This window comes from Haladaptatus sp. DYF46 (genome assembly GCF_021083305.1).
In the GTDB taxonomy this organism is placed as follows: Archaea; Halobacteriota; Halobacteria; order Halobacteriales; family Haladaptataceae; genus Haladaptatus.
In genome coordinates this window covers 45,014-69,243 of the sequence record NZ_JAJFAY010000007.1, presented here as the reverse complement: position 1 = coordinate 69,243, position 24,230 = coordinate 45,014, and the positions used below count along the sequence as shown (strand labels likewise).

General features: G+C 50.7%; 24 protein-coding genes and 2 pseudogenes. 16 read left to right on the top strand and 10 right to left on the bottom strand.

The genetic code is table 11. From position 1 onward, the window contains the following. Positions 1–438: 438 nt before the first annotated feature. Positions 439–1,419, top strand: a complete 981-nt coding sequence (locus LJF34_RS23615; protein ID WP_231188343.1) for a succinylglutamate desuccinylase/aspartoacylase family protein — start codon at positions 439–441, stop codon at positions 1,417–1,419. 111 nt (positions 1,420–1,530) lie between these two features. Here LJF34_RS23615 and LJF34_RS23610 read toward each other — a convergent pair whose 3' ends face one another. Then, positions 1,531–2,304: a PAC2 family protein gene (locus LJF34_RS23610; RefSeq protein WP_231188342.1), complete on the bottom strand. Its 774-nt coding sequence runs from the start codon at positions 2,302–2,304 to the stop codon at positions 1,531–1,533. Positions 2,305–3,305: 1,001 nt separating this feature from the next. Then, positions 3,306–3,563, bottom strand: a complete 258-nt coding sequence (locus LJF34_RS23605) for a hypothetical protein (protein ID WP_231188341.1) — start codon at positions 3,561–3,563, stop codon at positions 3,306–3,308. Between the two features lie 252 nt (positions 3,564–3,815). On the opposite strand from LJF34_RS23605, the gene LJF34_RS23600 reads away from it, so the two are divergent. The 7 genes from LJF34_RS23600 (at position 3,816) to LJF34_RS23570 (ending at position 9,361) form a co-directional block, all read left to right on the top strand. Continuing rightward, positions 3,816–4,130 carry a HalOD1 output domain-containing protein gene (locus LJF34_RS23600; RefSeq protein WP_231188340.1) on the top strand — a complete coding sequence of 105 codons (315 nt, stop codon included), beginning with the start codon at positions 3,816–3,818 and terminating at the stop codon, positions 4,128–4,130. A gap of 347 nt (positions 4,131–4,477) precedes the next feature. Beyond that, positions 4,478–5,185, top strand: a complete 708-nt coding sequence (locus LJF34_RS23595) for a helix-turn-helix domain-containing protein (RefSeq protein ID WP_231188339.1) — start codon at positions 4,478–4,480, stop codon at positions 5,183–5,185. Positions 5,186–5,394: 209 nt separating this feature from the next. Next, positions 5,395–5,664: a HalOD1 output domain-containing protein gene (locus tag LJF34_RS23590; RefSeq protein WP_231188338.1), complete on the top strand. Its 270-nt coding sequence runs from the start codon at positions 5,395–5,397 to the stop codon at positions 5,662–5,664. Positions 5,665–6,348: 684 nt separating this feature from the next. Continuing rightward, positions 6,349–7,002, top strand: a complete 654-nt coding sequence (locus LJF34_RS23585; protein WP_231188337.1) for a helix-turn-helix domain-containing protein — start codon at positions 6,349–6,351, stop codon at positions 7,000–7,002. Positions 7,003–7,114: 112 nt separating this feature from the next. Next, the gene (locus LJF34_RS23580) at positions 7,115–7,468 is read left to right on the top strand and encodes a hypothetical protein (RefSeq protein ID WP_231188336.1); all 354 of its coding nucleotides are present in this window, start codon (positions 7,115–7,117) and stop codon (positions 7,466–7,468) included. A 303-nt stretch (positions 7,469–7,771) separates the two neighbouring features. Further along, positions 7,772–8,965: an inorganic phosphate transporter gene (locus LJF34_RS23575; RefSeq protein WP_231188334.1), complete on the top strand. Its 1,194-nt coding sequence runs from the start codon at positions 7,772–7,774 to the stop codon at positions 8,963–8,965. A 9-nt stretch (positions 8,966–8,974) separates the two neighbouring features. Continuing rightward, positions 8,975–9,361, top strand: coding sequence for an SWIM zinc finger family protein (locus tag LJF34_RS23570; protein ID WP_231188332.1), 387 nt, complete (start codon positions 8,975–8,977; stop codon positions 9,359–9,361). Between the two features lie 126 nt (positions 9,362–9,487). Here the strand turns inward: LJF34_RS23570 and LJF34_RS23565 are convergent, their stop codons facing one another. Continuing rightward, positions 9,488–10,858 carry a TIGR00341 family protein gene (locus LJF34_RS23565; RefSeq protein WP_303646686.1) on the bottom strand — a complete coding sequence of 457 codons (1,371 nt, stop codon included), beginning with the start codon at positions 10,856–10,858 and terminating at the stop codon, positions 9,488–9,490. Between the two features lie 84 nt (positions 10,859–10,942). On the opposite strand from LJF34_RS23565, the pseudogene LJF34_RS23560 reads away from it, so the two are divergent. Continuing rightward, a pseudogene (locus LJF34_RS23560) lies at positions 10,943–11,074 on the top strand (HalOD1 output domain-containing protein); the annotation flags it as partial. A 17-nt stretch (positions 11,075–11,091) separates the two neighbouring features. Here LJF34_RS23560 and LJF34_RS23555 read toward each other — a convergent pair. Beyond that, on the bottom strand, positions 11,092–11,802 hold the full coding sequence (locus LJF34_RS23555) for a helix-turn-helix domain-containing protein (protein ID WP_231188328.1): 711 nt from the start codon (positions 11,800–11,802) through the stop codon (positions 11,092–11,094). A gap of 234 nt (positions 11,803–12,036) precedes the next feature. Then, complete coding sequence (locus LJF34_RS23550) at positions 12,037–12,741, bottom strand: DUF2270 domain-containing protein (protein ID WP_231188326.1); 705 nt, start codon at positions 12,739–12,741, stop codon at positions 12,037–12,039. Between the two features lie 226 nt (positions 12,742–12,967). On the opposite strand from LJF34_RS23550, the gene LJF34_RS23545 reads away from it, so the two are divergent. The 5 genes from LJF34_RS23545 to LJF34_RS23525 all read left to right on the top strand — a co-directional run bounded on the left by LJF34_RS23545 (position 12,968) and on the right by LJF34_RS23525 (position 15,828). Further along, positions 12,968–13,120 (top strand): DUF1328 domain-containing protein, encoded by a 153-nt coding sequence (locus LJF34_RS23545; protein ID WP_231188324.1) that lies wholly within the window; start codon positions 12,968–12,970, stop codon positions 13,118–13,120. 120 nt (positions 13,121–13,240) lie between these two features. Continuing rightward, a complete protein-coding gene (locus LJF34_RS23540) occupies positions 13,241–13,447 on the top strand; it encodes a DUF4177 domain-containing protein (RefSeq protein WP_231188323.1) in 207 nt (68 codons plus the stop codon). After that, positions 13,448–14,467, top strand: coding sequence for a hypothetical protein (locus tag LJF34_RS23535; RefSeq protein WP_231188321.1), 1,020 nt, complete (start codon positions 13,448–13,450; stop codon positions 14,465–14,467). A 500-nt stretch (positions 14,468–14,967) separates the two neighbouring features. After that, positions 14,968–15,231, top strand: a complete 264-nt coding sequence (locus LJF34_RS23530) for a hypothetical protein (RefSeq protein ID WP_231188319.1) — start codon at positions 14,968–14,970, stop codon at positions 15,229–15,231. 21 nt (positions 15,232–15,252) lie between these two features. Beyond that, the gene (locus LJF34_RS23525) at positions 15,253–15,828 is read left to right on the top strand and encodes a SprT-like domain-containing protein (protein WP_231188317.1); all 576 of its coding nucleotides are present in this window, start codon (positions 15,253–15,255) and stop codon (positions 15,826–15,828) included. Positions 15,829–16,133: 305 nt separating this feature from the next. On the opposite strand, the gene LJF34_RS23520 is transcribed toward LJF34_RS23525, so the two are convergent. Next, entirely contained in the window at positions 16,134–16,508 is a 375-nt protein-coding gene (locus LJF34_RS23520; RefSeq protein WP_231188315.1) for a HalOD1 output domain-containing protein, read from the bottom strand. A 1,476-nt stretch (positions 16,509–17,984) separates the two neighbouring features. Between LJF34_RS23520 and LJF34_RS23515 the strand changes: the two genes are divergently transcribed. Continuing rightward, positions 17,985–18,659, top strand: coding sequence for a bacterio-opsin activator domain-containing protein (locus tag LJF34_RS23515; RefSeq protein ID WP_231188314.1), 675 nt, complete (start codon positions 17,985–17,987; stop codon positions 18,657–18,659). A 1,396-nt stretch (positions 18,660–20,055) separates the two neighbouring features. Here LJF34_RS23515 and LJF34_RS23505 read toward each other — a convergent pair. From LJF34_RS23505 to LJF34_RS23495, 3 genes are all read right to left on the bottom strand, one after another. Next, entirely contained in the window at positions 20,056–20,310 is a 255-nt protein-coding gene (locus LJF34_RS23505; protein WP_231188311.1) for a DUF5789 family protein, read from the bottom strand. A gap of 280 nt (positions 20,311–20,590) precedes the next feature. After that, entirely contained in the window at positions 20,591–21,415 is an 825-nt protein-coding gene (locus tag LJF34_RS23500; RefSeq protein ID WP_231188309.1) for an IS5 family transposase, read from the bottom strand. A gap of 45 nt (positions 21,416–21,460) precedes the next feature. Next, positions 21,461–21,691: a hypothetical protein gene (locus LJF34_RS23495; protein ID WP_231188307.1), complete on the bottom strand. Its 231-nt coding sequence runs from the start codon at positions 21,689–21,691 to the stop codon at positions 21,461–21,463. Between the two features lie 917 nt (positions 21,692–22,608). On the opposite strand from LJF34_RS23495, the gene LJF34_RS23490 reads away from it, so the two are divergent. Then, positions 22,609–23,619 (top strand): hypothetical protein, encoded by a 1,011-nt coding sequence (locus LJF34_RS23490; RefSeq protein WP_231188306.1) that lies wholly within the window; start codon positions 22,609–22,611, stop codon positions 23,617–23,619. Positions 23,620–23,657: 38 nt separating this feature from the next. Here the strand turns inward: LJF34_RS23490 and LJF34_RS23485 are convergent. Further along, positions 23,658–24,047: pseudogene (locus LJF34_RS23485) on the bottom strand (IS5/IS1182 family transposase); the annotation flags it as partial. Positions 24,048–24,230 lie beyond the last annotated feature (183 nt).

Genomic DNA, 24,230 nt, shown 5'->3' with positions numbered 1-24,230 from the left:
CTGCTAGGATAGTGACTGTCCAACCGCAATGACTGACCCATACAGCCTCGTTTGTGGCGTCTGTGACTGGTCTGCCAGCACCGCTGATGGAAACTCACGCATGGCCGTCACGAGTGCTGGGATTGCCCATTATCGGGAAACGAGTCATACTCCCATACGAGCGCGTTCGTACACACCGTCTCCATTTCGTTCGAGTCCTGCACTTATGTGGCGCATCGATCGTTGCGAGGTCTCGGACTGAACACCTTCTTCATCGGTGTTCACCCACATATGCAACCCTTGGATCGTTTGCATCTCAGGCCGGAGACGCTGACCAATCCCGCACAACAAAGGGACCCAACTGCGGGCGATTCTGTGGAACAGAATCGGTGAGTTGCACATTGAACGTTGAGAATGGCCGAAAGTGAGTTGCTACTTCCACACCTGAGATTACCAGCCATGGGGGAGAGTACACATACAGCGACACGTGAAACGCTTGCCCGGTTACCATCCGGCACGAAAATCGAAACAATGGTCCACACCTATACAGGCTCCAAGGACGGCCCAACAGTCTATCTCCAAGCCGCACAGCATGGTCGCGAAGTCAATGGTGCAGAAGTCCTTCGGCGGCTCCACAACGAGATTGTTGATGCTGATCTTGCTGGCAAAGTCATTGCGGTTCCAGTTGCCGACCCGCTCACCTTCGACCACGTCTCCTATATTACACCTGAGCAACTGGACCCAGTCAATCCGAATATGAATCGTGTGTGGCCAGGTGATGCAAATGGGAGCGTTCACGAACGAATGGCAGCTCGCCTCTGGGACCACGCACATACTGCCGATGTGATCATCGATTTACACACAGGAAGTCCGAATATGCTCCCGCATGTCGTTGCACTCGAAGGCCACACTGACTCACTTGAGCTTGGGCGGGTCTTTGGCACCGGACTCTTGCTCACCGAACAAGCACACGCTGCAGCGAGTGAAGAGTGGCACCGGCGAAGTTTTGGCGGCAAACTCCGTGTTGCTGCCATTGAAGACGAAATCCCGAGTATCACACCGGAACTCGCCTACAGTAAACAAATCGTCGAGGATGCGGTCGAGATTGGAGTGAGAGGGATTTTGAACGTCTTGCGGCATCTCGGCATCCTCGATGAACCATTGACTGACACCGGCCCACAAACACTTGCTCGGAACCATCTCGGTCGCATTGTCGCGTCTGACTCCGGACTTTTTCGCTCGAATCCAGACCTGACTGTCGGCTCAACAGTCGAAAGCGGCATGTTTCTCGGGACATTGTACGATCCAACCACGTACGAACCGCTTCAGACAATTCGTGCAGACCGAGATGGGATCCTGTACGTGTTGACCCAGGAAGCGACCATTATTATGGGCGAGGCGTTAGCGAATATCGCAGAGCCATATGATTCGCAAAACTAACCATCGATATCACACCGATTTTCCTTGACGTCCTTGCTTATCTCCTCCCCGTTACGATGAATAAACCCATTACCGACTGTTTGTCAATAGAAACTGATCAGCTACACTTGTCTACTGGTACATACTTGGTACCGGTTGATCTAGATCTTGTGATTGACCTGCTTGTTCGTCCTGGATGAGTTGCTGGTATTGTGCAGCGACTTGTTCAAGTTCGGATTGGATTGCATCTGCTTGTTGTTCGAGTTCTGGTGTTTCAATATCAAAGTCAACCAAGGGTTCAACAGCCTCCTCAATCAGAGATTGTGCAGCAGTAGGATCTGGATAGAAAGGATTCGCTTGGACGATGAGTAGCACGGAAGGGATTCCAGATCGATAGAAATCGTCCGCAAGTGCGCCTGTGACGCCACCAACAAGTCCGGGGGAAGTGGCGAGTGGAATATCCGCGGCGATTAACTCGTCTTTGAGTCCATCTGTTGTTGCAACCCCCTGTACGTCGCCCACTTCAGATTCTGATTGCGCGGGAGCGCCAACCAAAAACACCGCACGCTCAAATTTGGCCATGATGTCCTCTCGTAGGCACTTTCCGAGCGCTCGATAACTCGTCGGAGGGAGGACAACATCACTCTGCAATGTGAGTACAGACGGTGTTTCACCGGCATATACTCGAACAGGGTCCTGTATTTGGCCCTCCGTAAATGATGTCACCGAAGGAAACAGACCAGAGTGAAGCGATCCGTGATGGCTTAGTCCAAGTTGTTGAGTAATTTGATCTACCGCAATTGCAGCAACCAGGCCGTGTCCTGATAGTCCTTCGATGAACGTCGCTGTTTCGGGGTTCTGGTCAGTGATTGCTTTGAATTTGACTGTCTCTGTTGGTTTGCTCATTCACCTCACTAAGGGATCATCAGTAATCGATGTTCTCGTTTTCACCAGCTTGACTAGAAATAATTCAGCATAACAACCATCATGAAATTATTCAAATGTGGCAGTATCATGAGTACAGAAAAGCGAATCACTAGTATGATATTCGACCAATGGATGGATCTTATTTATTCCAAAATCGACTGGCAAAACAAAGATTGCCGGATTAGGAAGTAGATCTACTAGGACATGCAGCTATGGGCGATTAGATGATTGAATCGGTATACTATTGCCCTTTCTACTTCAGCTATTTTAATGTATATATCTATGATTATATTCATATCCTTGTTCTCAGTTTGAATCATTTATTGTCTGCAAATAAAACTATAGCGGTACTGGGATGCCTGAATTGGCAAGCCGCATCCTTATACAGATACCCATCCAATATATCTTGTGGGGTGGTAACACATAACAACTAGTAACCGCTTATCAGTAGTCCTTCGGGGCCACATGGTTTTCTCGTTGGACAAAAATTTCTCCAATAAAACGTGGGAAACCATCGTCGCTGCTAAGTGCTCATTCCTTCCCACGTTATTGGTATATTGTTTATCCTCATGTGACATCTTCCTGCATAGAGTTGTATATAACTCGGCTCTTTTGTAATAAGTCAGTCCAGGCATCGTTCCATATTAAATATTATATATTCATTGGCCAAAACCTCACTTCTCTCGACGGCCATTACTCAGTCTAAGATGCTGAAACACGATTTCTCCTTAGTTACTCTCATGTATTAATATTTTATTGAATATTATATTATCTTTTGACAATATATGTGATGTTGGATGGACACTTTTGATGATTTACTTTCATCTGGCAGTGAAATCCAGTCATGATGAGATAAAGTAGTTCACTGGTTGCACCCGGTAGAGACGTTGAAACATTACTCTATAACTGAATCCTGTAACTAGGCAGTGCTCTGTCTGGTCTCCTCCAGGAAACGGATCCCGGTCACGACGAAGGTCTACTCAGTGATACCGTTGTTCGACCTTGTGAGTCTTGTGTACAGCGTCATCGAAGCGGTTCCGTAACTCGTCGCTGAAGTCCTGGATCGTTGTATCCTCTTGTACCACCGCGAGTAAGTCCCAATCGCCCGGCTCGGTTGCAGCATACTGCTGTGTGAATTTCTCTCCGTTGTTCCCGTACGCAATTACGATTACATACGGTTTTTCCTTCTCGGTGTCTTCAACCGAGTGCCTTTCGCTCCATTTCCCGATTTCGGTCACACTTACTCGATCAAAGGTCGTCAATTCTGCACTGAATTCACGAGCACCGAGACGGTGTATCAATTCCTCTCGATTCCATTCTCGTGTCTCACCTGTCTCGGTATCAGTCCCTCTTACGGCCTCTGTTGTAATTGACTCGATGCTCCAGGTTGTGAGGAGTGACCCACCATTTCCGCGGTCGTCCGTGTACGGACGTCACCCTCTTGAATACCTATATACGACCTTCTCGAATCGCTCTGACGAGATACACTCATGACTCCACCAGAGGACTCCCCTGCTACCCACACCGAAGTACCGAGCACATCGGGTAAACAACCACTAGATGACACCGAGTCGGTAACAGCGACAATCATCAACCGTATTCTAGCACGCGAGAACATCTCGTCTAACGATCTTGTGCCGTTGTACGAGGTCATCGATCCCGACGCACTCAACACACTGTTTGGCCCCACACGAGCGGGCTCACACCGACCGACAACTGGCGCAGTTACGTTTCAATATCAGGGCTATCAGGTGACAGTTACCAGCGAGAACGACGTCGAACTCGAACTCCTGCAGGACGACTGAGGGATAGCGACACAAGCAGTCATTCGTCGCCGGCCACTTCAGGATCATCAGCCGGCTGTAAACCGGTCGCCATCAATCGCCGCATGCCCAATTCAACTATGCCGGGTACAGAGTCGAAATCACGCCAGTAAAGAACATACACATTCAGTCCAATGACTGATCCGTACTGTCTCTGCTACGGATTCGGATTCACGAGCGATACCCTTCACCTTCATTGTCCACACTCGCTCTGCTACCTGTGGTGACACACCAAGCAAGAGCCGAAACTGATGCAACAAGGTTGACTTCTGGGCCTGGGTAGTACACAGCCTGAATCAGCAGCCCACACAACTAATCCCAAGAGAGATATGAATTGTAGCGACGCGCTTAATAGACCCACCGCACTCACCCTCATTCATCAAAAGATTCCGATGATCATTACAGATATCACGGTACCCGCCAATCAGTTCGCCCTCGGTTGCCTCCTCGAAGCATACCCTGACATCAAGGTCGAACTCGAAAGCCTCGTTCCACTCCAATCAGGGATTATACCCTTGTTTTGGGTCGAAGGCGGGGAGCACGATGCCATTGAAGCAACGCTCCACAATGACCCACTCACACGGGACGTCCAATTGCTCACTGAAGCGGATGGTCGCTTCCTGTTTGAGATCGAATGGAGTGCGGACGTTAACCATCTCGTCCAACCCTTGCTCGCGACAGATACCGAGATACTGGTGGCAGAGGGTACCGTCGATGCGTGGGAGTTCCGGCTGCAATTCCCGACTCGACAAGCACTCACCGAGTTTTTAGCTCAATGCCGCGAGCACGGCGTTGCGATTGACCTCCGCCGGCTCTACAATCCCACACTTCCAGACGAGGGGGGCCAGTTGACCACCGACCAACGCGAGATCATTACAACGGCCTACGAGCGTGGTTTTTGGAATATCCCACGTGATAGCACACTGGAAGACCTGGCCGCTGAACTTGGAATCAGTGGGAATTCAGCGTCCCAACGGCTTCGCCGCGGGATTACCACATTAGTGGCTGAAGTCCTGTTTTCTCCCCCAAAAGAGTAGCTCAGTTCAGTGTATGCTCGCTGGTACTTAGACATTCAGTCTCACTTATAAGAGATGGGTGTTCATGACAACCCCCCTTAAGCCTGAGAGTCATCCTTACCCCACGGGAACATCTATACTCATCTGTACACACCGAGGACCCCGCTCATACCCCTTACTCTCGTCGAACCACCACGATAAACCATCACAAACCACTTCCGAGAAATCCAATGGACGACACCAACACACAAACGCCGCCGATCGATCCGCCTCGCACCACCCGCTCACCACACACACCAATGAGTGAACTCGTAATTCAAGCAGTCGCCGACGCCGAAGAATGCGACCCGTTAATGATCGCCCCACCGCTGTACGATGTGATTGATCCCGATGCGCTTGATGCGATCTACGCACGGGCCTCACCGCGCATAGAGTTCGATTATGCTGACTACCACATTGAAATCACACCAGCCCGGAGGGTGACTCTCCAGACGCAATGACTAACCCGTACAGTCTTTATTGTGATGTCTGTGAGTGGTCTGCTAGTACCGCTGATGGAACCTCACGCGCGGCCGTTACGAATGCTGCGATTACCCATTATATTGAGACCACCCATTCTCCCGTGTGTGCGCGCTCGTACACGCCTCTCCCACCTCGCTCACACCAATCCCTCTGGGGTCCAATCTGGCGTCCTGAGACCCAGGATTGAACAAATCAGTCGTGGGTCTTTGGACGAGCTGCCTACCGGGTGTTCGTACTGGATGTGGCAGGCAGATAGTAGTGAGTGCCACCCGCTTTCGATCACTACTCGGTTCACGATGCCGAGTTCGATTCACGAGGCAATGGTATACGATTGTGTTGTGCCGCAGTGGTATGAGACGCCACACTTATCGGGATGCTCTGACTAGAGTTGGCACAGAACTCACTAGTACACTATGTGCGCTCATTTCCATTGATGGAGGAAATGATGAACTCCGACGGTGTGTTTCGGTAACCCCGTTTCTTTGTGTAGTCGCTCCACAGGGTGCATGATTGAGTACCCATGTGTTCTGCACCAACGGTCACACCACCATGACACCACCATCGACAAATCAGGTGACAGCTGAAACGCCCGTTGCCTCACGATTCTTCCCACGGTACACCCATTCGAGTTTATTCATTCCGAGCTCTCAGGAGGCACGCCAATGAGTGCCGTTACCGTCGAATTCATCGTCCCAACCGATCGCTTCATTCTGGGCAACGTCTTGCAAAATGGCGGTGACGTTTCTATCGAGTTGACCCAATTCGTCCCGATTGAACAAACGCTTGTCCCGTACTTTTGGGCGGAAACGGCTGATCAAGACGCGTTTGAACAATCAGTGCGAGCTGATGAGCGCGTTGCAAGCCTTATTCCGCTTGATAAAGGGCCAAAGAAGAAACTGTACCAGATCGAATGGACGAGGAATATCGATCACATGCTCGCCGCATTTCGTGAGCACGATCTCATCGTCGAGGGGGCAACCGGAACCAATGAAACCTGGCGATTTACCGTTCGAGGGCCAGATCACGGGAATCTCTCGGCGTTTCAACAAACGTGTGCAGACTACGACATTCCACTCGAGATTCAGCGCGTGTGGAAGCCAGGCAAACCATCGGCCGCAGAGTACGGAATCACCGACAAACAGCGGGAAGCAATCGAATATGCGTTCTCAGACGGATACTTCAATGTCCCACGTGAGACATCACTCGGCGAACTAGGAGAGGCAGTGGGAATCACCGGCCAATCGTTTGCGCGACGACTCAGGCGTGGCTTGTACTCGCTCATCAAAAGTACGGTGATGGATAAACACTCAACATAAACTCCATTCAAATGAATGCTATCAGTTCACGATAACCGATCTTCTACCAAGCACGATGAATTCGAATTCGCCAGATCCATCGGACGAACCCATTCCCGATGGCGCACGCGACATGCTCGTCACTGCAGACCTCTCCTATGACACCGTTTATTCTCTCCTTGCGGACGATTTCCGACGATTTACCCTCTACTACCTCGTTTTTGAAGCAGATGGAGAAGGGGTTGCACCAGATGAACTCATCGAATATCTTCGAACTGTATCGGAAAAGAGTATCAACCAGGAAGACACGCTTCGAGTTCGACTTCACCACGCGATTCTTCCTCATCTACAAGATACCGGTCTCATCGACTACGACACTCGCAGTGAAATGATTCGCTATCGGGGCCACCCACAGCTCGAAGTGGTTCTCATCCGCACGAAGCAAATCAAGGAAGGTGACGAAGACAATGGCCAAAACGAACGATGACAATGAACTCGATGAGATTATTGCTGAGTGTGCCGGCTGTGGCGAGTCAGTGCTTGCAACCTATCTGGAGGACGGGTACTGTTCGGACTGCCGTAAGCGCTAACAGATTACGTCTCATACGCCTGAACCTCGAACTCGAGTTCTGCCAATTCTGCATCAATCTCCCATTTCATTTCCTCTACGTCTGTCTCCCCCAATTGCAATTTCATGGTATCCGACAGGTATACAACATACAGACCAATATTTCTTTTTGCCTTCGGGCGCAAACCAAATACTCTTCATCAGTGAACGGATAATTTGGATATGGTCGATCCCGGACAATTACTACTTCTCATTATTGCTAGTGGTGCAAGCTTTATTATGGCGTGGACGATTGGCGCAGGTTCGTCGGGATCAACTCCATTCGCACCCGCAGTCGGGGCTCGTGCTATTTCCGTAATGCGAGCTGGATTTATCGTCGGTATTCTTGGATTCGCTGGTGCCGTGCTTCAAGGGGCAAATGTCGCAGATGCAGTTGGGACTGGCCTGGTTGGTGGTATTTCACTTACTGCACCAGCAGCGACAATTCTTCTCTTACTCGCAGCAGCCCTCGTTGTGATTGGTATCTTCACAGGTTATCCGATTGCAACAGCGTTCACGGTTACCGGTGCTGTCATTGGTGTCGGATTAGCCCTTGGTGGGACCCCTGTTTGGCCTGCGTATATCGAGATTGCGACCTTGTGGGTACTCATTCCGTTCGTCGGTGGTGGTATCGCATACCTCACAGCTCGACTATTGCGAAATGAGAATATCCCGGAGCGCTATAGTATTCCCGTTCTCGGTGGCGTTGTTGGCCTTATTCTGGCAAATATTCCGTTTACTCTTCTGGGATCTGCTCCGAGTGGTGCATCGATTGCCGCGACTATTGCAACACAAATTCCAGTGGCACCGACCATCGGAGCAGTAGTTGTTTCAATTCTTTTTGCGCTCTTTCTCACAATCCTTCTTCGTTGGGACCTCAACTCTGACGTCGAAGCGGCTCAACAACATTTTCTTTTAGCACTCGGCGGGCTTGTCGCATTTTCGGCAGGTGGTAGCCAGGTTGGACTTGCCGTTGGTCCCTTACTTGCGGCATTCAACGATGCATCGCTCTCAATCACCATACCACTAATCGTACTACTGATATTCGGCGGTATTGGGTTGGTAGCAGGCTCGTGGATGGGTGCTCCTCGAATGATTAAAGCAATCGCACAGGATTATTCATCACTGGGTCCACGTCGGTCGATTGCCGCGTTGATTCCCTCGTTTGCAATTGCTCAGACAGCAGTCTTGTTCGGAATACCAGTGTCGTTTAACGAAGTCATCGTCAGCGCAGTTGTGGGGAGTGGGTTTGTGGTTGGTGGTGCAGGTATGAGCACACAGAAGATGCTCTATACTGTGCTGGCGTGGCTCGGTTCACTAGTGCTCGCAATTGGTCTTGGCTATGGGACAATGTGGCTGGTTCAAGTAGTACTTTGATACTTTAATTTGAACATTCCCGCAGCCCGTGACGCTGACGAGACGGCACAGAAACGCGCACAGACCGAACGGTTCTTCTTCGACATCCAAGCCCCCGGACTCGTTGAAGTCACCAACGAGAGCCACGACAACCCCGCAGAGCACCAGTACACTGTCTCCATCGACGACGTGACTGACGAACTGATGGCCTGTACGTGCCCGCACCACGTCCACCGCAATGCCTTCTGCAAACACATGGCTGCCGTCGAGAACGCGACTGATGACGGCTCGCTCGACGCATTCCCTTCGGAGGATAATGAAGACGATGCCGAACCTGCCGAGTGCGAGTGTGACGGCCTGAATGACTTCCCGTGCTGGCCATATATGAGGATGAGTCGTAGAACACTGTCAACCTGATCCTTGCTTTAGTCTTTTTGTTCATGTCCTATTTAATAACATATAAACTAGCAACGAACTAGGGAAATTAGTCGATACTGGAGCTATAAAACCTAGTTCTATTGATTTTGTCTAGTGCGGATTCTACTACCGATTCAAATTTTGACGATTTGTATGAATCCCAACACGATACCCCGAGAATATCAACAATACTCCTTTCCTCATCGCTAATGATGTAGAATCGACTGTTTGTGATTCGGTGAATTCGACGGTAACTTGGATATCCTGATTTGTTCGACGCTCAATCCGCCCTTCCAACTGCTTTGTGAGATTTGGATACTCCTGATTAGAGGTTCGACTCACTCGCACAGTTACGTTCGTTGGTTCTGCTCGCCAACTCGGCCCACCATACGCCGTCTGTACGCTTGAGAGTGAGAGATCCGTGTACGCCGATTGATCGAGTGTCATTTCCATTTCCTGATTCACAGACTGGGCAAAGACAATATTCGTTGCAGTAAGATACCCGGTACTAAGCGTCGCTACTAAGAGTAAGAGCAGTGTGCCGTACACAGTCAATCGCTGTTCGGATGGAATCGACTCGCGAAAGGAATGGTCTGCAGCTCGCCAGTCAGGCTGATATCCCATTGCGAGCAACGTGAGAAAAGCACCGAGATTGATCGCGAGAATGCTCACTAATAAGAGGAGAAATGCACCGAGGCCGAATACTGGGGCCGTCCACGCAGCTGCGAGACCAACCGCTGCAGCTGCGGGAATCAGTGCTGCAGCAATCATCACACCGATGAGTGCCGTTGATTGTTCAGTTGTATAGCCAAACGCACCGACAATACCCGCAATTATGGCACCGACTGTCGAAAGGAAAGTTGGTGAGAGCCGGACACCCACTAATTCGACCTGTGTGATTACTAACCCGGGTGGAACAAAGCCTGTCCAGCGAACGAGCCAACCGAATAAAGCAGCGCAGATAATTGCAAGACCAAGACCAAGAATTTGCTCTTTAACACTATCGACGAATAACTCCCAATCACTCAAGAGTATTCCTGCAGGTGCTGCAAGAGCTGAACTTGCCTGTGGAGCGATTATCATCGCACCGATGATGAGTGCTGGCTGATCAAGTAAGAGTCCGGCAGCCGCTGCGATAACACTCAAAATGGTACCAAGGTAGTACAACTGATATGGCCACTGGATATCTCTGATTTTGGCGTGCAACTCGGACTTTGCGAGTTTTCGGACAGCAGCTGAATACTGCTGACGAAGATCGGTAAAATTTGGCGTTTCAACGAACTCCGCCTTTGTCATGACTGTGTACGATTCATCGCCAATGCCTACTTGCCGTAGGTCATCGAGAACTGGAGAGACCGCCGCTGTTGGGAGTGGACACAAAATAAGGGTTTTATCCTCGTTTCCTGTTATTATGATACAATCGACATCGTAATTATCGAGGACAGCCATGACATCGTCGAAATACTCATCAGATATTCGAACATGAAGCTCTCGCATTTTCTACCGTATTACGTTCTAACTACTGTAGGTTCTGGCCACGAGACCCGCTATGATAGCCCTCCCTACTAAGATGCACTCGACAACTTGTTCGCACCAACTCAAGCAGGTCGCGAACGCCACGGGAAGGTGACCTTCCAATACTGTGGCTATCACATCACAGTCTCCGGTGATAGAACAGTCTCTCTTGATCCGGTTACTGCAAATGATTCGTGATTTCGACGGCGTATTCGTTAGTCTGTACTTGTTTTCCGTTCTGGTTCGGTGAGTGCCGTCTCTGTGGATTCTGCTGTCTCATCACCCGTACCAAGCAGATGATCGACTAGATTACCATGACCGCGCCGCAAGCGCTCAGAGAGCGCTTGGTGACTCACATCGAGATCTTCAGCGAGGTCCTCAGTCGTGATTTCACGTGGAATCGAGTAGTACCCACGATCGGCAGCAAGTTGGAGTGCTTTTTGCTGTGTCGCTGTTAGGCCAAATTGATCGCCGCGTTGGTTGCTGAACTCCTGAATATTCTCGATTCCAAAGTCGATACCGTGTTCCTGACAGTACTCGTGAGTACGTGTGACTGAATCGTGATCAACAAACAATAGTCGCAAATGCCACGCGTTTTTGTGCCCTCTCGCAGCAAGGACTGTCGCTTTTTCAGTCACGAGGATTCGGATGAGATGCTCAATACGGTCGATCCATTCGAGTTGATACAAATATTCTGTCTCGAAGTCGGCAATCAGCTGAAAGTCAGCCACACTCTCATCAGCAGCAAACGCTTCTTCGAGTGTAGTACGATCTGTCGTGGTAATCCAAATGAACGGCATCAAGCTGTCCGGATTGGTTGCGACTATTTGCTCAACTTCGAAGGTCACCGTCTCAAGCGTGTTGAGTGTATGTTCGAGCGCAAATTGTTCGGCAGGAAAAGTCACTTCGACAATCGTTCCGGCCATTGGTATAGAAATACCTCATCAGTGCATTTCTACTTTCTCTAAACATTCATTGTGTGTCTCATTTGTTATTCTTCGGATGTTTGTATCATTTTTACTGGTCAGTAATTGTACAAATACACGCCTGATAACCCATCTGTACAATTGTTGGAAGTTTCGACTGAAGCACCCAAGGCGAATGTTCCAGTGCGTGCCTAACGATTCGACGGATCCAACGGAAATAGAGATGTAAATTAATCAATCTGCTTCTTTCCACGTGTCTGATGCTTTCCCATGGAACTCGCCTTTCGCTTTCCGCTCACGCGGCCAGAACGTCAGCACAAATAAGACTACATAAAAAACTCCGACGATACTGACGACAATTTCACCAGGAATACCAGGGATTGCTGCTGTTTCGTTCCATGTTTCATCAGGGACAAAGATGGTGATACGGAAGAGCCAGGCGAGACCAAGCAGTACCAACAATGGCAGATAAATCCGCTTGAGGCGCCGAGCTAGTGTTTCTATATATGAGACTTTATACGTGGGATGTTTTAGATCGTTCGCGATCTCTTCGCGCCAATTCGTAAGTGGTACTCCTTCCGGGTCGAATGCGTTCGCAAGGACGTTTTCTTCGATAAGACGGACTCGTGCCCGATAGGCATCGTACATCCGATACCGGCGTACGTCAAAAATCAGGAACATGGAGAGCGCAACCATTCCAATGAGAAGCAAGTAAGACCCTCTGCTTTCAAATGATAATGCAAGAATCGCTGTCACAACCGCAATCGCCCAATCAACAGTCAAATCGAGTCGGCCAAGAAAGGTCGCTGACTGAGACATCTCGCCACGATAGTACTGCTGGAGTAGCGACAGCATCTCAGAGCGATCGTATGCAGCTTTTTCACTTACCTCGCGTTCCTCTTCCCCCTCTGGTTTGAACTCGTCTGAATCTTCCCCCATAACATCCATCTAGAAGCTATTCACTGGCTTAACCTGCGTTACCAGAACCCAAATATATACACCTAATCGTAGTATCCTTGCTGTATTCATCTATCTTCTATGCTCTCGACTCACCGAGTTACTCCCTCACTCTCTCCTTTGGAATGATACACATTCTACTGTCGATTGGTGCTGGTTTTCGGTCTTGGCGAGGTGGTTAACTACTTGGATATCTTATATACTATCTATGGCAATCATAGAACTCGCAATCGCGTTTTTCGTCCTCGCAATCATCGCCGGTGTCCTCGGAGCGAGAGGTGTTGCTGGCCTGTCGATGGAGGTGGCAAAATGGCTCGTGATCGTTTTTATTGTTCTTGCAATTGTGTCGTTTCTTCTATAAATTTTGGGAAATTTATAAACTAATAACTTAATAAAGTTTCTCTAACTGTTGAATACGTTCTTCTTCATGATGGTGACTTCTGAATGAAGCTAATATGATAAAAACTCGAAGAGTATACCGATGTGTGCCCAGAACGCTACTCAATGGGAGTACCGCAGCCTTAGACCACCACGTGAAGAAACACAGAAAGAAGCGAGTGATCCAACGGACAAACTCAACGAACTTGGCGCCGAGGGTTGGGAGTTCGTCGATACGATTGAGTATGAGGGCGGTGGCACGAAGTACCTCGTTCTAAAACGACCGCTGGACGCAGATATGGAGGAATGAATGAGTAGCAACGACAGCGATATTGGGACTGCGAATACGATGCGCGGACGGTCCGAAGAGAGTCGGCTCAAAATATGGGTCCTCTTTCGGATGAACCGGTTTCTTCTGACTGGATTACTTGCTCTTGTTGTCTTCCTTTCATTTCTCGTCTTCAGTCTCACGCTCAATCCATCGCTCCCGAGCGAAATCAAATCCACCGACACAATTGAAACGATCTTTTCTGCGATGATCGGTGTCATCGTCACCGGAACAACGTTGGTCATTACAATCAGCCAGCTTGTTCTCTCACAAGAAAACGGGCCATTAGGTGACCAGCGTAAACGAATGAGTGATGCGATGGACTTTCGCACCTACACCAAAGACTTGTTCAACTCTGTCGTCCCAGCCGATCCTTCAAAATTTCTTGGGCAACTCGTGAATGAAACTGAGCGACGAGCAGAAGTTCTCGATCGCCTGGTCGGGGAGAACGACGATGATGAACTAATCCGCCAAGTATCCGAGTTCGTCGATAGTCTGCATGGAAACGCGAAAGAAGTCCAAGACGAGCTCGAAGGGTCCCAGTTCGGAACTTTTGATGTTCTATTTTCGGCATTGAATTTTAACTATGGGTGGAAGATCTACCAAGTCGAACGAATGGTAGACGAGTTTTCTGATTCACTGAGTGAAAACCAACAACTGGCCTTCAATGATCTAGAGACAGCGTTAGCCATGTTTGGACCAGCTCGAGAGCACATTAAGACGCTGTACTTCCAGTGGGCGCTCGTTAACCTCTCCCAATATATTCTGTATGCAGCGATTCCAGCGCTCATCGTTTCCGGTGGTATGCTGACCTTCGTTGGAGCAGAAACGTTCAGTGGTACATTCCTTTCAATTCCCATTATTACATGGGTTGTGAGTGGGGCGTTTACGGTGACGCTCATTCCCTTCCTCTTGTTTACCTCCTACATTCTTCGGATTGCCCCCGTTGCCAAACGAACGCTTGCGATTGGCCCGCTTATCCTTCGTGAATCTCAACGATAATAGCTCACAAATCATCTAAGTAATATTGCGAAATCAATTGCCACTATAGTTAACTAACTGTCGATAGTCACTATATTCGGAATGATGGGTGAAAGTCAAGAAGAAATGAGGGAACAGCCAGAACAAAAAGCAGCAGGTGAATCCGTACAGGATCCAATCGTACTCGCAGCTCTCGCATCCGTTGGCCTGTCTTGGTATCAATTCTTCATCCGTGGCAACAGAACTCGGGGGATATTCATTGGGTTGTGGCCACCGACGCTCCTCGCATTTGCGAGCTACTTCAACCAAAAACGGATGGAAAAGCGCATAAACCCGACTAACATGATGAGTTCTGTCCGAAAAATGATCGGCAGTAAATAGTCTGCAGTCTGTTTGCTCAGAGAAGACTCTCGCAACCATTCAGCCACGTTTGAACTAGCGGTACACTCCAATGTTTATTCTCTTATATTGATAATACTATTACATAGTGTTACGACTATCTCACTGAGCATCACTACGTCGTGACGCTGGACGACGTGACCGGCGACGTGATGGCGTGCACCTGCCCGCACCACGTTCACCGAAGTGCGTTCTGCAAACACATGGCTGCCGTCCAAACCGCGACGGACGACGGGACGCTTGAGGCGTTTCCATCGGACGACGAGCGTATCAGTGGCCCATACACCGGCTACGACACGTACGGCAACGTCGATCACAACTACTGGACATGTGAGGACTGTGGGGCGGAAGCCACCCGTAAGGGCGCACTCACCGACTGCTGCTAGCCCACTCACTTTTTCCTATTTATGTCACGCCAAACGACGCTGTCAGATGTCACCCAGCGAACGCTGACCGAGTGCGCGGATGGTTCGACTGAACGCGAAGACGATACACCGACGACTGAGCGCGCCCTGCTCGACCGAGCGCAAGCACACGCGGCGGACGTCGCCGCTGAGCATTTCCCCGATCTGCCGATTGAGGCGATTGGGTGGGACGTGTCCCACCGGGCGAAACGGCGGGCAGGCGTCACCAAGTACGACCCTGATACAGATGAGATCACAATCAGGCTCAGCTGGGACGCGTTCGAGCAACACGGCCGGGAGCAGTTCAGTTCGACGGTGCGCCACGAGTTGATTCACGCATGGCAGTACCATGAGTTCGGCGAAGCGGATCACGGTGAGACGTTCACCCGCTGGACGGATACTCTCGACGCTACGCAATACTGCGAGCGGTTCAAATCGCCGAACTGGTGGGTAATCTGCACCGAATGCAATGGGCGACTTGCGCGCTACCAGCGCTCGAAAGTCGTCAAACACCCCGAGAACTACAGGTGTGGAGAGTGTGGTGGCTCACTCCGAAGTAAGGAGGGTGACAATCAATAACCGGTGAACGCTGCCTTCATTGCTGCTCTTGCTTTGAGGTCGGAATAGATGCCCACGGATAGTATTGTATACACACTGACCGGACAGCCACTACCAGCGCCTCAAAGATTGACGGAGCTACTCTCTATGTTCGTCGAGCGAATTACTGTCGCTCATGCAATTACTGGTGATCGTCATGTGATATCTAACATGCGTGAACGTGACCCAGCTACCACTTGGTCACTCTCTTCAGTGCCAGAGACAAAGTGCTGCGGGAGCGAAGTGGCGTGACTGGATCAGAGTCGAGCACTTCCCGTAATTGACAGTCACTTCCCATTTGAGTCCTCTATTGTAAGGAGGGAGGACGTCTCGTTCGCGTCCTGACTGACGATTTTGCCGTTTGCGTGAACAGTTACCTGATAGTCATCGAGGATGAATGCGACCTGTCCGCCGACTCGAAGCGCGTCGTCCGTTGGTTGGAACAACGCATCGAGGGCATCCCGGTCAAGCTGGTCAAAGAGTGGTTTGAGTTCCGTCGGTTCCTTGCCAGCGACCGTTGCAATCGTCGAGACGACGGTGGTGCTGAGTGAGTCCGACGTAGCCCAGTCGTATTGTGCCTGATGCGTGTCAGTTTCAGGGTTATCCCTCGTCTTGTAGGCCATTTCGCCTCCCTCGCTTAGCGTCGTCCTGCTGGCGTCCATGGTGCGGTTTCCGGGTGGAGAAATGCTAATATCTCCGTCCGCATGAACGGTCACCTCGTGGCTATCGAGAGTGAATGAGACGCGCCCAGCAGGACGAGAATTGTCAGTTCTGGCGGGGTGAAACAGTGCGTTGAGTGCGTTCGGGTCAAGAGTGCTGGACAAGGCGCTCCTGTCGGAGGGCTCCTTGCCAGTGAGTGCCGCAACGGCTTTGCGGATGGTGACACCGAGTGAGTCAGTGCCCGTCCAGTCGTGTTGGGTGTGATATGTCTCCGTCATGGGGTCATAGCCGGTTCGATCTTGCAACCCATCGCATCCATCGATCGTCAATTGTGGTGAGGGAGTCTGAGAGGGAGTCGCGTTCTGCGTCGGCAGAGAGCGACTATCTGAATCGATCTCGTGCCCAGTGGTGAGATAATGATCGATGGCACGATCGCTACACTCGGTCTTGGAATATCCCTCATCGGTACTTATCGACCAGTCACAGACCACACAGTATTTCATTCTGAGTCAGCGCCCCTTCTCGATAGAACCCGATTCTGAATCGCTTCCACTCTCCTTACTTTCTCGGATAATTTCATAACCGGCATACGCAAGCGTGACCTGGCCGGCTGCTCGCGTCTCCCCCTCATAGGTTGACGCGAAGAGATGATTCAATGCCTCTGGATCGACGACGTCGTAGAGCGGCGGGAGCTCATGAGGCGAGGTATCGGCTGCATCGGCGACCGCCTCGATAATCCGCTCAGTGAGTGACTTCAGGTGACGGGTTGGTGGTTCACCAGGTCGACCAGTGCTTGCGGATGTAGTAGTGGGTGCAGTCATGGTGATTCTCTGGTATCTTAGCTAGTGGCCTCACGTCCTTAAAGAATGTGTGAGGAAGTGGGTGACAGCGTATTCTACTCGAAGCACTCGTCTTCTGACTCGTCGAGGCACCAGGTGAAGATCGCCGTTTCCTTGGAGGTCTCAGCCGAATCCATCGTCATGGGTGGGGTAAGCTCCGTGAATTCATCGGTGGTCTTGAACTGGCACGTAGTGGTTGATAGTTAGGACACATCAGGTCTGCGTGCTGGGTTCGTCTGGGGCGTGGTTCTCCTGGAACATTATGTGAGAAATTGAGTTACACTCTAGTATATTTTGGTCGTGGTGGTTTCGTCGGTCTCTTTCGCTGGGAACAGGTTGTCACTCAGTTAAGGACACTTTTTCGACGCCATCACCCCAGTGTCCGATCTCTTGGAGAACTACGGTGGCGAACTCCCCGATGAGTACCTGTAGCATTACACCAACTGGGTTCCTCAATCACGCTCCGTGGTCAGAACGGATTCAACAGCGACTGCTTAAGCAGAAACCTTTGATAGCCGCCTCCAAATCGTGGGGTTCGTAGTGTGTGTCTCTCTCTGTTCTCACGGGATATGTGATCGCGGCACTTGCTAGAGCTCTGCCGCCCATAACGCCCATAAGCCCCCGAAAACCACACGAAGTATGAGTACGATCACGGAATTCAGTATTCCGGCGGAGGAATTTGCATTATCCGAGACATTGGAGCGCCTGCCCGAGATGGTGTTTACAATCGACCGGGTGGTCGCACACGATACAGAACATGTACTGCCATTTGTCTGGGCATCCAACGGTGATTTTGAGACGCTGACAGAAGTACTCGAAGACGATCCAAGTGTTGGGAATGTCGAGCTGCTCACCAAACTCGAAGACGAACGGCTCTACCGAATGGAATGGGTCTACAAGACCCAAATCATCGCGTATATGCTGCTCGAACAGGACGCAACCGTGCAGCGGGCAACGGCACACGGCAACCAGTGGACTCTTCGTGTACTGTTCCCCGAGCAGAACAAGATTTCGGCAGTTAGTCAGTTTGCGAAAGAACACGGATTCTCGCTCGATGTTGCCCGGATCTATGATGCTGATAGCGCCCAGCGGGTGCGGTTCGATCTCACCGACGGCCAACAAAAAGCCCTTGCCCTGGGCGTCGAACACGGCTACTACGACGTCCCGCGGGTGATTGACCAATCAGAATTGGCCGAGAAACTTGGCGTCTCACACCAAGCGCTTTCCGAGCGTCTTCGGCGAGGAACCAAAGGAATCCTCAAGGAAGTTCTCCCAAATATCTCCGGCAATGAGAACACAGGTCGTAACCTCTAACGGAGAATTAGTGAGAGATACAGGTATTCTCTCACTGAAAGAGATTGACTCCTAGTCTGAAACTCGACAGACGAACGCCTGATCTTACCCAACAAATCTGATAGCTACTGGATTTGTTGGTGAAGATCGTTATCAACGGCAAATTGCCGGAGCTGGCGAAAAACGCATGAATCTACTTATTGGAGTTACATCTGTCATGCACGGGTGCTCAGCGTTTAAAGTACTCATTTAAAATCGAGATCGCTTGCTCCAACCCCTTTTCCCCATAACTCGATGAGCGGCAGTGGATCTCTCAGATCGTTTCATTCAGGTATATGAAGTCCATGACATAACTACCACAGTCGATAGCAACTGTTCCAGCAACCGACTATTTGGGTGTTGAATTCACCCGATTAATCACACGTCTAGTAGCCTCGAAAGTACTCTGGGTTTACGGACATGCGTGGCAAGTGGTAGTGCATGCCACATGACGACCCACCATCGGCCGACGAAGATGTCGCACAGTTTCGGCTTGACCACCGCAATACTGATCTCGCTACATTAGTAGACCATGGCTTTGTCATCTGGGATCACGATGAGAATATCGTGAAAAAAGGCCCTCAATTCGATACCAACTCCCCATCGTCATAGCCGCTGACTGAGCCAGCACGTCCCAGTCGATCACCATCCACCTCGATCAGCCAGACCGTCATTCGAGAAGTTGCCGACATGAAAGGCTGTGATCCAGCGGGCCTTTTACCACCATTCTATACTGTTATGGATCCAGACGCGCTCGATCTCATTTATACGCGATCATCGCCACGCGTCCAGTTCGACTACGCTGGGTGCCACATTGAAATCACGCCTGCTCGGAAGGTACGTATTCAGCCCAATGACTGACGAGTAGACGCTTTACTGCAACGTCTGCCGATGGACAGCCAGCACGTCACAGGGTAAATCGCAATAGGCCGTGACGTTCGAAGCACTCGATCATCTCATCGAAACTGGCCATCCGTATGGTACTGAGCATCCTCAACGTCAAGCGACTGATTCAGCAGCAAAACAGTAGTCCATCTCCGAACTTTCCGGTATCAATGACAGTCGCCGTAAATCGTTTATTTTGGCTATTCACTCATATACTGCACGACATCAGTTCTGGTGTTCAGGGGTGTCCATACACTGAAACCCAGCCATTACTACTCACTTCAACACGATACTCGTCATACTCAAACTCGACACTACCAACCGCATCACGGCGCTCGCCCGCAACGGTCGGTCCGAAGAAGGAATCTTCCAAGGCGACGATATCAATACAGTTGTGCAACACCGCCGGTCGATTGCGGTGAACTCCATACCAATCAGCTGTTAGCCAATGATAGGGGCAATATCTAACCAAACAGTCCTACTCACCAGACGTCTATTCTCCCCTATCTAATTGGTTTAGTATGTCGTCTCGGATTTCGTCTGCGGAATCGTATGTTTTCTCGTCGGCTGAACTCAGCACTTCTTCAATGGATTGTGTGCCATTCATTGACTCAACTTCGTGATCGCCATAGTTAGAAACCAATTCACTGCTTTTCACTGGATAGTCTTGCTCTTTGAGAAACTCATCGAAATCGCCAAGTTCACCGCCTTTTGCTCGCTCCTCCACGGGAGATCGATCATCACTCATACGGCTATGATAGAATCGCGAGTTGCAATAAGGTGGTGGCTGCTACACCGGATGAGTCGCAGCGAGAATCAAGGACAAACAGTACAGGTTTCATTAAAAGACAATTATGACATCCATTCTCTGAGCTCTCCAACGAGGTGGGATTTTGGGAGTGCTTTTGAACCTCTACATAGCGAAGAGCTGATATTGTATCTGCATTTTCCATTAAAGAGTCTGCGTCTGAAAGCAGTACTAGTAGAACTTGTTGCAACTGCCGTGTTGAATAGCTACTGAATCACGGTTAGAGTGGCTCACAGAGCGGTTCTATATTGGCGATGGCGAACATGAGGACGATCTCACGAAACTGTCGATACCAGCCCAGCGCTCGCACGGCGTCGCCGAGCGAGCGCTTCGTCGTCGAGTAGGAAGTTTCGGCCATCCAGCGCTGTGAATAGCCTTTTGCCCGGATAAGCGCATTATGTCCTACCGTGAGTGATCTCGATCCACGTTGTAAGATGAGCGGTTCGACACCGAGCGCGTAGAATTCGTACTTGGTGTGCCAGTTGTGGAAGGCTTTGTCAGCTGAGACGGACAGCAGGTCGTCCGCATTCCGGCGGACGACCTGCGGCCCAGTCTTCGTATCGTGTTTCCACCGTGCTGAGATATGCACGTCGAGAACAGCGAGCGATTCTACATCAGTTAATGTCGTCACTTTCAGCGTCTGCACGTCGCTTCCAGACCGCTGGCGGTAGTACGAGGAGGCTGAGCGGCGGTCGAAGAACGTACTGTCGAGAGCTGCGTGACCAGACTGCGGGTGTTGCTGCGCTGAAACGCGCAGCAACGCCCGCCACACCCACATTTTCAGCCGGTCAAATGATTTGTAGATCGTCGTGTACTCTGGCAGATCGTCCCGATCTAAGCCGAGTACGTCACGGATCTCAGCCATGTACTTCAGCCGATTCGGCGTTTCGCGGTAGCTGTGGTCTTCTTCGAGCCGAAGACAGTGCAGGACGACATGGACCCAGCGGGCGAACCCGCCGCTGGCGGGCTCGCCCGCGTGCTTCCCTAACGCTTGTTTGGCTAGGTGCCGACACTGCTCAACGAAGCCGAGGAGATCGACCTCCATAGACAAGAGCCGATTTACTCGTCTTCATCCTTCTACTCCATGATATCACCCGATTAGACCGCTATTCAACACAGCAGTTGCAACCACCGTTGAATCCTTATAGCCCATGATACCTCCATGATGGATGAGACCGCTGATGATACCGAGTGTCTCCACTGTGAACGACCCATCCATCCACGCCATCGAATTTACCCCTATTGTGAGCACTTGCTTGAATAAGCTAACCATCATAGCCACTATACCACCGACCGTTGGATTGTGTGGTAGAGCGGCCATTGACACTTTTCTTTCGGCCTGGCACTAGGATAACCCAAAATCGGCCGAGAATACGATTCTGTCCATTTGGACGCTTTGAGGACCATGACTAGGCGCAGTCCGGTGCAGCTTTATACCACATAAACACATCCATGCCTAGCAGGGTCAAGAGTTCGCGAAGTTGACCAAGTGAATGAGTCACCTTCTTATCACCACTCGCAGGCTTATGCCTGGGAGACAAGAGTATCGATGGCCGAGGATTTTCTGTAAAATTGGATGAAGATATGGTCATAATTAAGGACATACTTACTAAGAGAGCCAGTGCCAAAATGAATAAACATAATGAGAGCGGATTTATCGTGTGAGCCCAGACAACCCTACGGCAACTGATAACGAGTGCCAGTTCTGCCATGAAACGTTCGACAGTGAAGACGAGCTCCGCGAACACATCGATCAGCACCATTCCGAGGACGTCTGAAGTGCACTGTTTAGATAAGGAAAACCGGCTCTGTCGAAATTCTCAGTCGCGGACAGTTCGTTGAGCACGTGCTGAATAGAGGGCACGGGCCTTGTTTAGACGCGCCTGTAGGCGTCGGTTAGTGGCTATATCGGGTGAACAGAACCAGTCCATGAGTGCCTCTCGACCCGATTTCGTTGTTTGGAGAAAGCGCGTAGTGGACGATCTGCACCGCGTCTAAACAAGGCCGAGGGCGCGTATTCATCATTGAGGTTCCACTCCATTCCACCGGATGCCGAAGGAAAGCAGACCCGAATTTAGTTATCGCCCGTCCCTTCTGACCCTATTCCCATCAAGTCCGAGGCGATAACAATGCCGTGGGTTAAATGGATAGGCAGCGATCATATCGGTGTATGGGTGCTTCGAATCAATCTCCATCGGTCAAACCAGTACTTGTTTCCTGCTTCATCCGGGTGATAAAATGAGCCGATCCGGAGGCTGGCGAGGGTGGTTCCCGGATCCATCAGGGAGACGTGGCGTCAGCCTGGCACAATGGGTACTCTTGGAGGGGAATCGGCATGCCGTCACCGGGGCGCTTCTCACGATGACGTTCGTCGCTATCCTCGGAATTGGCACGATTTGGCCGTTCGAAATGCAACGACTCCTCACCAAGACCGCTGCCGTTCAGACGGTTCTCAACACCTTCCTGGGAGGGATTATCCTGCTGGTCTCGATCGTCGTATCGATCAACTCATTTGCCCTATCATACGATATCATTTCTATCGGTGCACAGGAAGATCGTCTTCGAGGCACGCTAGAGTTCCGCAGCGAAATAGGTCATCTGACAGACACCGAGCGTAGCCCCATGGACATGGACCCGGCTTCATTCCTCTCTATGATGGTCGAAGTTATCAACCATCGAGCACACGACTTAGAGACGGTTACAGAGGAGCTTGACGGGAGGGATGCCGAGGAAATCAGAGAACACATCGAGACCATTCTCCAGACCATCGAATACATTGAGAAGTCCGTTGATCAAACGGGTGGGGGCGAGTTCAGTGCCCTATGGCTTGGGCTTGATTTAGATCTTGGCCCGTTGATGGAACGGTCGCGTGTATTGCATCTGGCGTATACCGATGTGCTCTCTGATAGTGGTGAAGATCGGTTCGAGAGGCTCATCCGCGCGTTCGAACTAATCACGACCGGACGCCATTTTTTCAAGACGTTGTATTATCGACGAGAGTTCTCAATGTTGTCACGAACGCTCTTAATTGTCTCGCTCCCAGCCATCTTGGGAACCGCAACCACGATTCTGGCTATAAACGCGAACATCCTCCCGCAAATATGGATACTTGGCCTCTCACCGCTCCTGACTTTTGTGGCCGCCGCGTTCACGGTCGCCCTGGCACCGTTTATTATCCTCACCGCCTTTATGCTCAGAGTGGCGACTGTCACTCTGCGGGCCACTGATACCGAGCCGTTTGTTCTATAATCCTGACCGGTGCCAGTCCTTTCCGTCGTTGTCCCGTGTTTCGTGTGGAGGACTGAGGTGTGGGCTCGTCCAAACCCAGACGCATCGATGCCGGTGACACCGCTCAGTGGTAGGTCAGCGACTGAGATGGTCAGTAGGACACGCCAGACGGCCATCTCCAATCGGTTGGACGCCTTGCAGAGCGTTGAGGAGGCAGGGATAGAATCGAGTTCGAGGGAGTCACAAATGCGGGGCATCTCGATGAGTTCGTCAACAAGATCACGGTATGTGGTCGTCTTCTTCACTTTGAGACAGAGCAAGAACACGTGCTGACGCAGGGTGTACCGCTTCTTCGAGAATTTTGAAGAATAGCAAGCGACTGCTCGACTGGCAAGCGCAACCGCCCGCTTGACGAATCTGAGCAGATCCGATTTCGGAAGGTCGTCCATTGATGGACGATTCTCGACCGAACGTGTTACTCTCAAAGGATTTCAACAAGGCCGGAAAACCAAGCGGCAGCGGTACGATTGATGAGTTTTACGCACTGTTCCTGAGTGTTACTGTGATGACATTCTTGCCACAGTGACCGCTTGTCTTTACTGTTGATCTCTGATTCTATCTATCGAGAGTAT

Excerpts from the sequence above, each read along its gene's own strand:
- LJF34_RS23495 (WP_231188307.1), bottom strand. The coding sequence starts at position 21,691 with ATGGCCGCTCTACCACACAATCCAACGGTCGGTGGTATAGTGGCTATG.
- LJF34_RS23515 (WP_231188314.1), top strand. The coding sequence starts at position 17,985 with ATGAGTACGATCACGGAATTCAGTATTCCGGCGGAGGAATTTGCATTA.
- LJF34_RS23500 (WP_231188309.1), bottom strand. The coding sequence starts at position 21,415 with ATGGAGGTCGATCTCCTCGGCTTCGTTGAGCAGTGTCGGCACCTAGCC.
- LJF34_RS23600 (WP_231188340.1), top strand. The coding sequence starts at position 3,816 with ATGACTCCACCAGAGGACTCCCCTGCTACCCACACCGAAGTACCGAGC.
- LJF34_RS23540 (WP_231188323.1), top strand. The coding sequence starts at position 13,241 with ATGTGTGCCCAGAACGCTACTCAATGGGAGTACCGCAGCCTTAGACCA.
- LJF34_RS23615 (WP_231188343.1), top strand. The coding sequence starts at position 439 with ATGGGGGAGAGTACACATACAGCGACACGTGAAACGCTTGCCCGGTTA.
- LJF34_RS23545 (WP_231188324.1), top strand. The coding sequence starts at position 12,968 with ATGGCAATCATAGAACTCGCAATCGCGTTTTTCGTCCTCGCAATCATC.
- LJF34_RS23525 (WP_231188317.1), top strand. The coding sequence starts at position 15,253 with ATGTCACGCCAAACGACGCTGTCAGATGTCACCCAGCGAACGCTGACC.
- LJF34_RS23610 (WP_231188342.1), bottom strand. The coding sequence starts at position 2,304 with ATGAGCAAACCAACAGAGACAGTCAAATTCAAAGCAATCACTGACCAG.
- LJF34_RS23585 (WP_231188337.1), top strand. The coding sequence starts at position 6,349 with ATGAGTGCCGTTACCGTCGAATTCATCGTCCCAACCGATCGCTTCATT.
- LJF34_RS23490 (WP_231188306.1), top strand. The coding sequence starts at position 22,609 with ATGAGCCGATCCGGAGGCTGGCGAGGGTGGTTCCCGGATCCATCAGGG.
- LJF34_RS23535 (WP_231188321.1), top strand. The coding sequence starts at position 13,448 with ATGAGTAGCAACGACAGCGATATTGGGACTGCGAATACGATGCGCGGA.
- LJF34_RS23565 (WP_303646686.1), bottom strand. The coding sequence starts at position 10,858 with ATGCGAGAGCTTCATGTTCGAATATCTGATGAGTATTTCGACGATGTC.
- LJF34_RS23575 (WP_231188334.1), top strand. The coding sequence starts at position 7,772 with ATGGTCGATCCCGGACAATTACTACTTCTCATTATTGCTAGTGGTGCA.
- LJF34_RS23520 (WP_231188315.1), bottom strand. The coding sequence starts at position 16,508 with ATGGACGCCAGCAGGACGACGCTAAGCGAGGGAGGCGAAATGGCCTAC.
- LJF34_RS23505 (WP_231188311.1), bottom strand. The coding sequence starts at position 20,310 with ATGAGTGATGATCGATCTCCCGTGGAGGAGCGAGCAAAAGGCGGTGAA.
- LJF34_RS23580 (WP_231188336.1), top strand. The coding sequence starts at position 7,115 with ATGCTCGTCACTGCAGACCTCTCCTATGACACCGTTTATTCTCTCCTT.
- LJF34_RS23590 (WP_231188338.1), top strand. The coding sequence starts at position 5,395 with ATGGACGACACCAACACACAAACGCCGCCGATCGATCCGCCTCGCACC.
- LJF34_RS23550 (WP_231188326.1), bottom strand. The coding sequence starts at position 12,741 with ATGGGGGAAGATTCAGACGAGTTCAAACCAGAGGGGGAAGAGGAACGC.
- LJF34_RS23595 (WP_231188339.1), top strand. The coding sequence starts at position 4,478 with ATGAATTGTAGCGACGCGCTTAATAGACCCACCGCACTCACCCTCATT.
- LJF34_RS23555 (WP_231188328.1), bottom strand. The coding sequence starts at position 11,802 with ATGGCCGGAACGATTGTCGAAGTGACTTTTCCTGCCGAACAATTTGCG.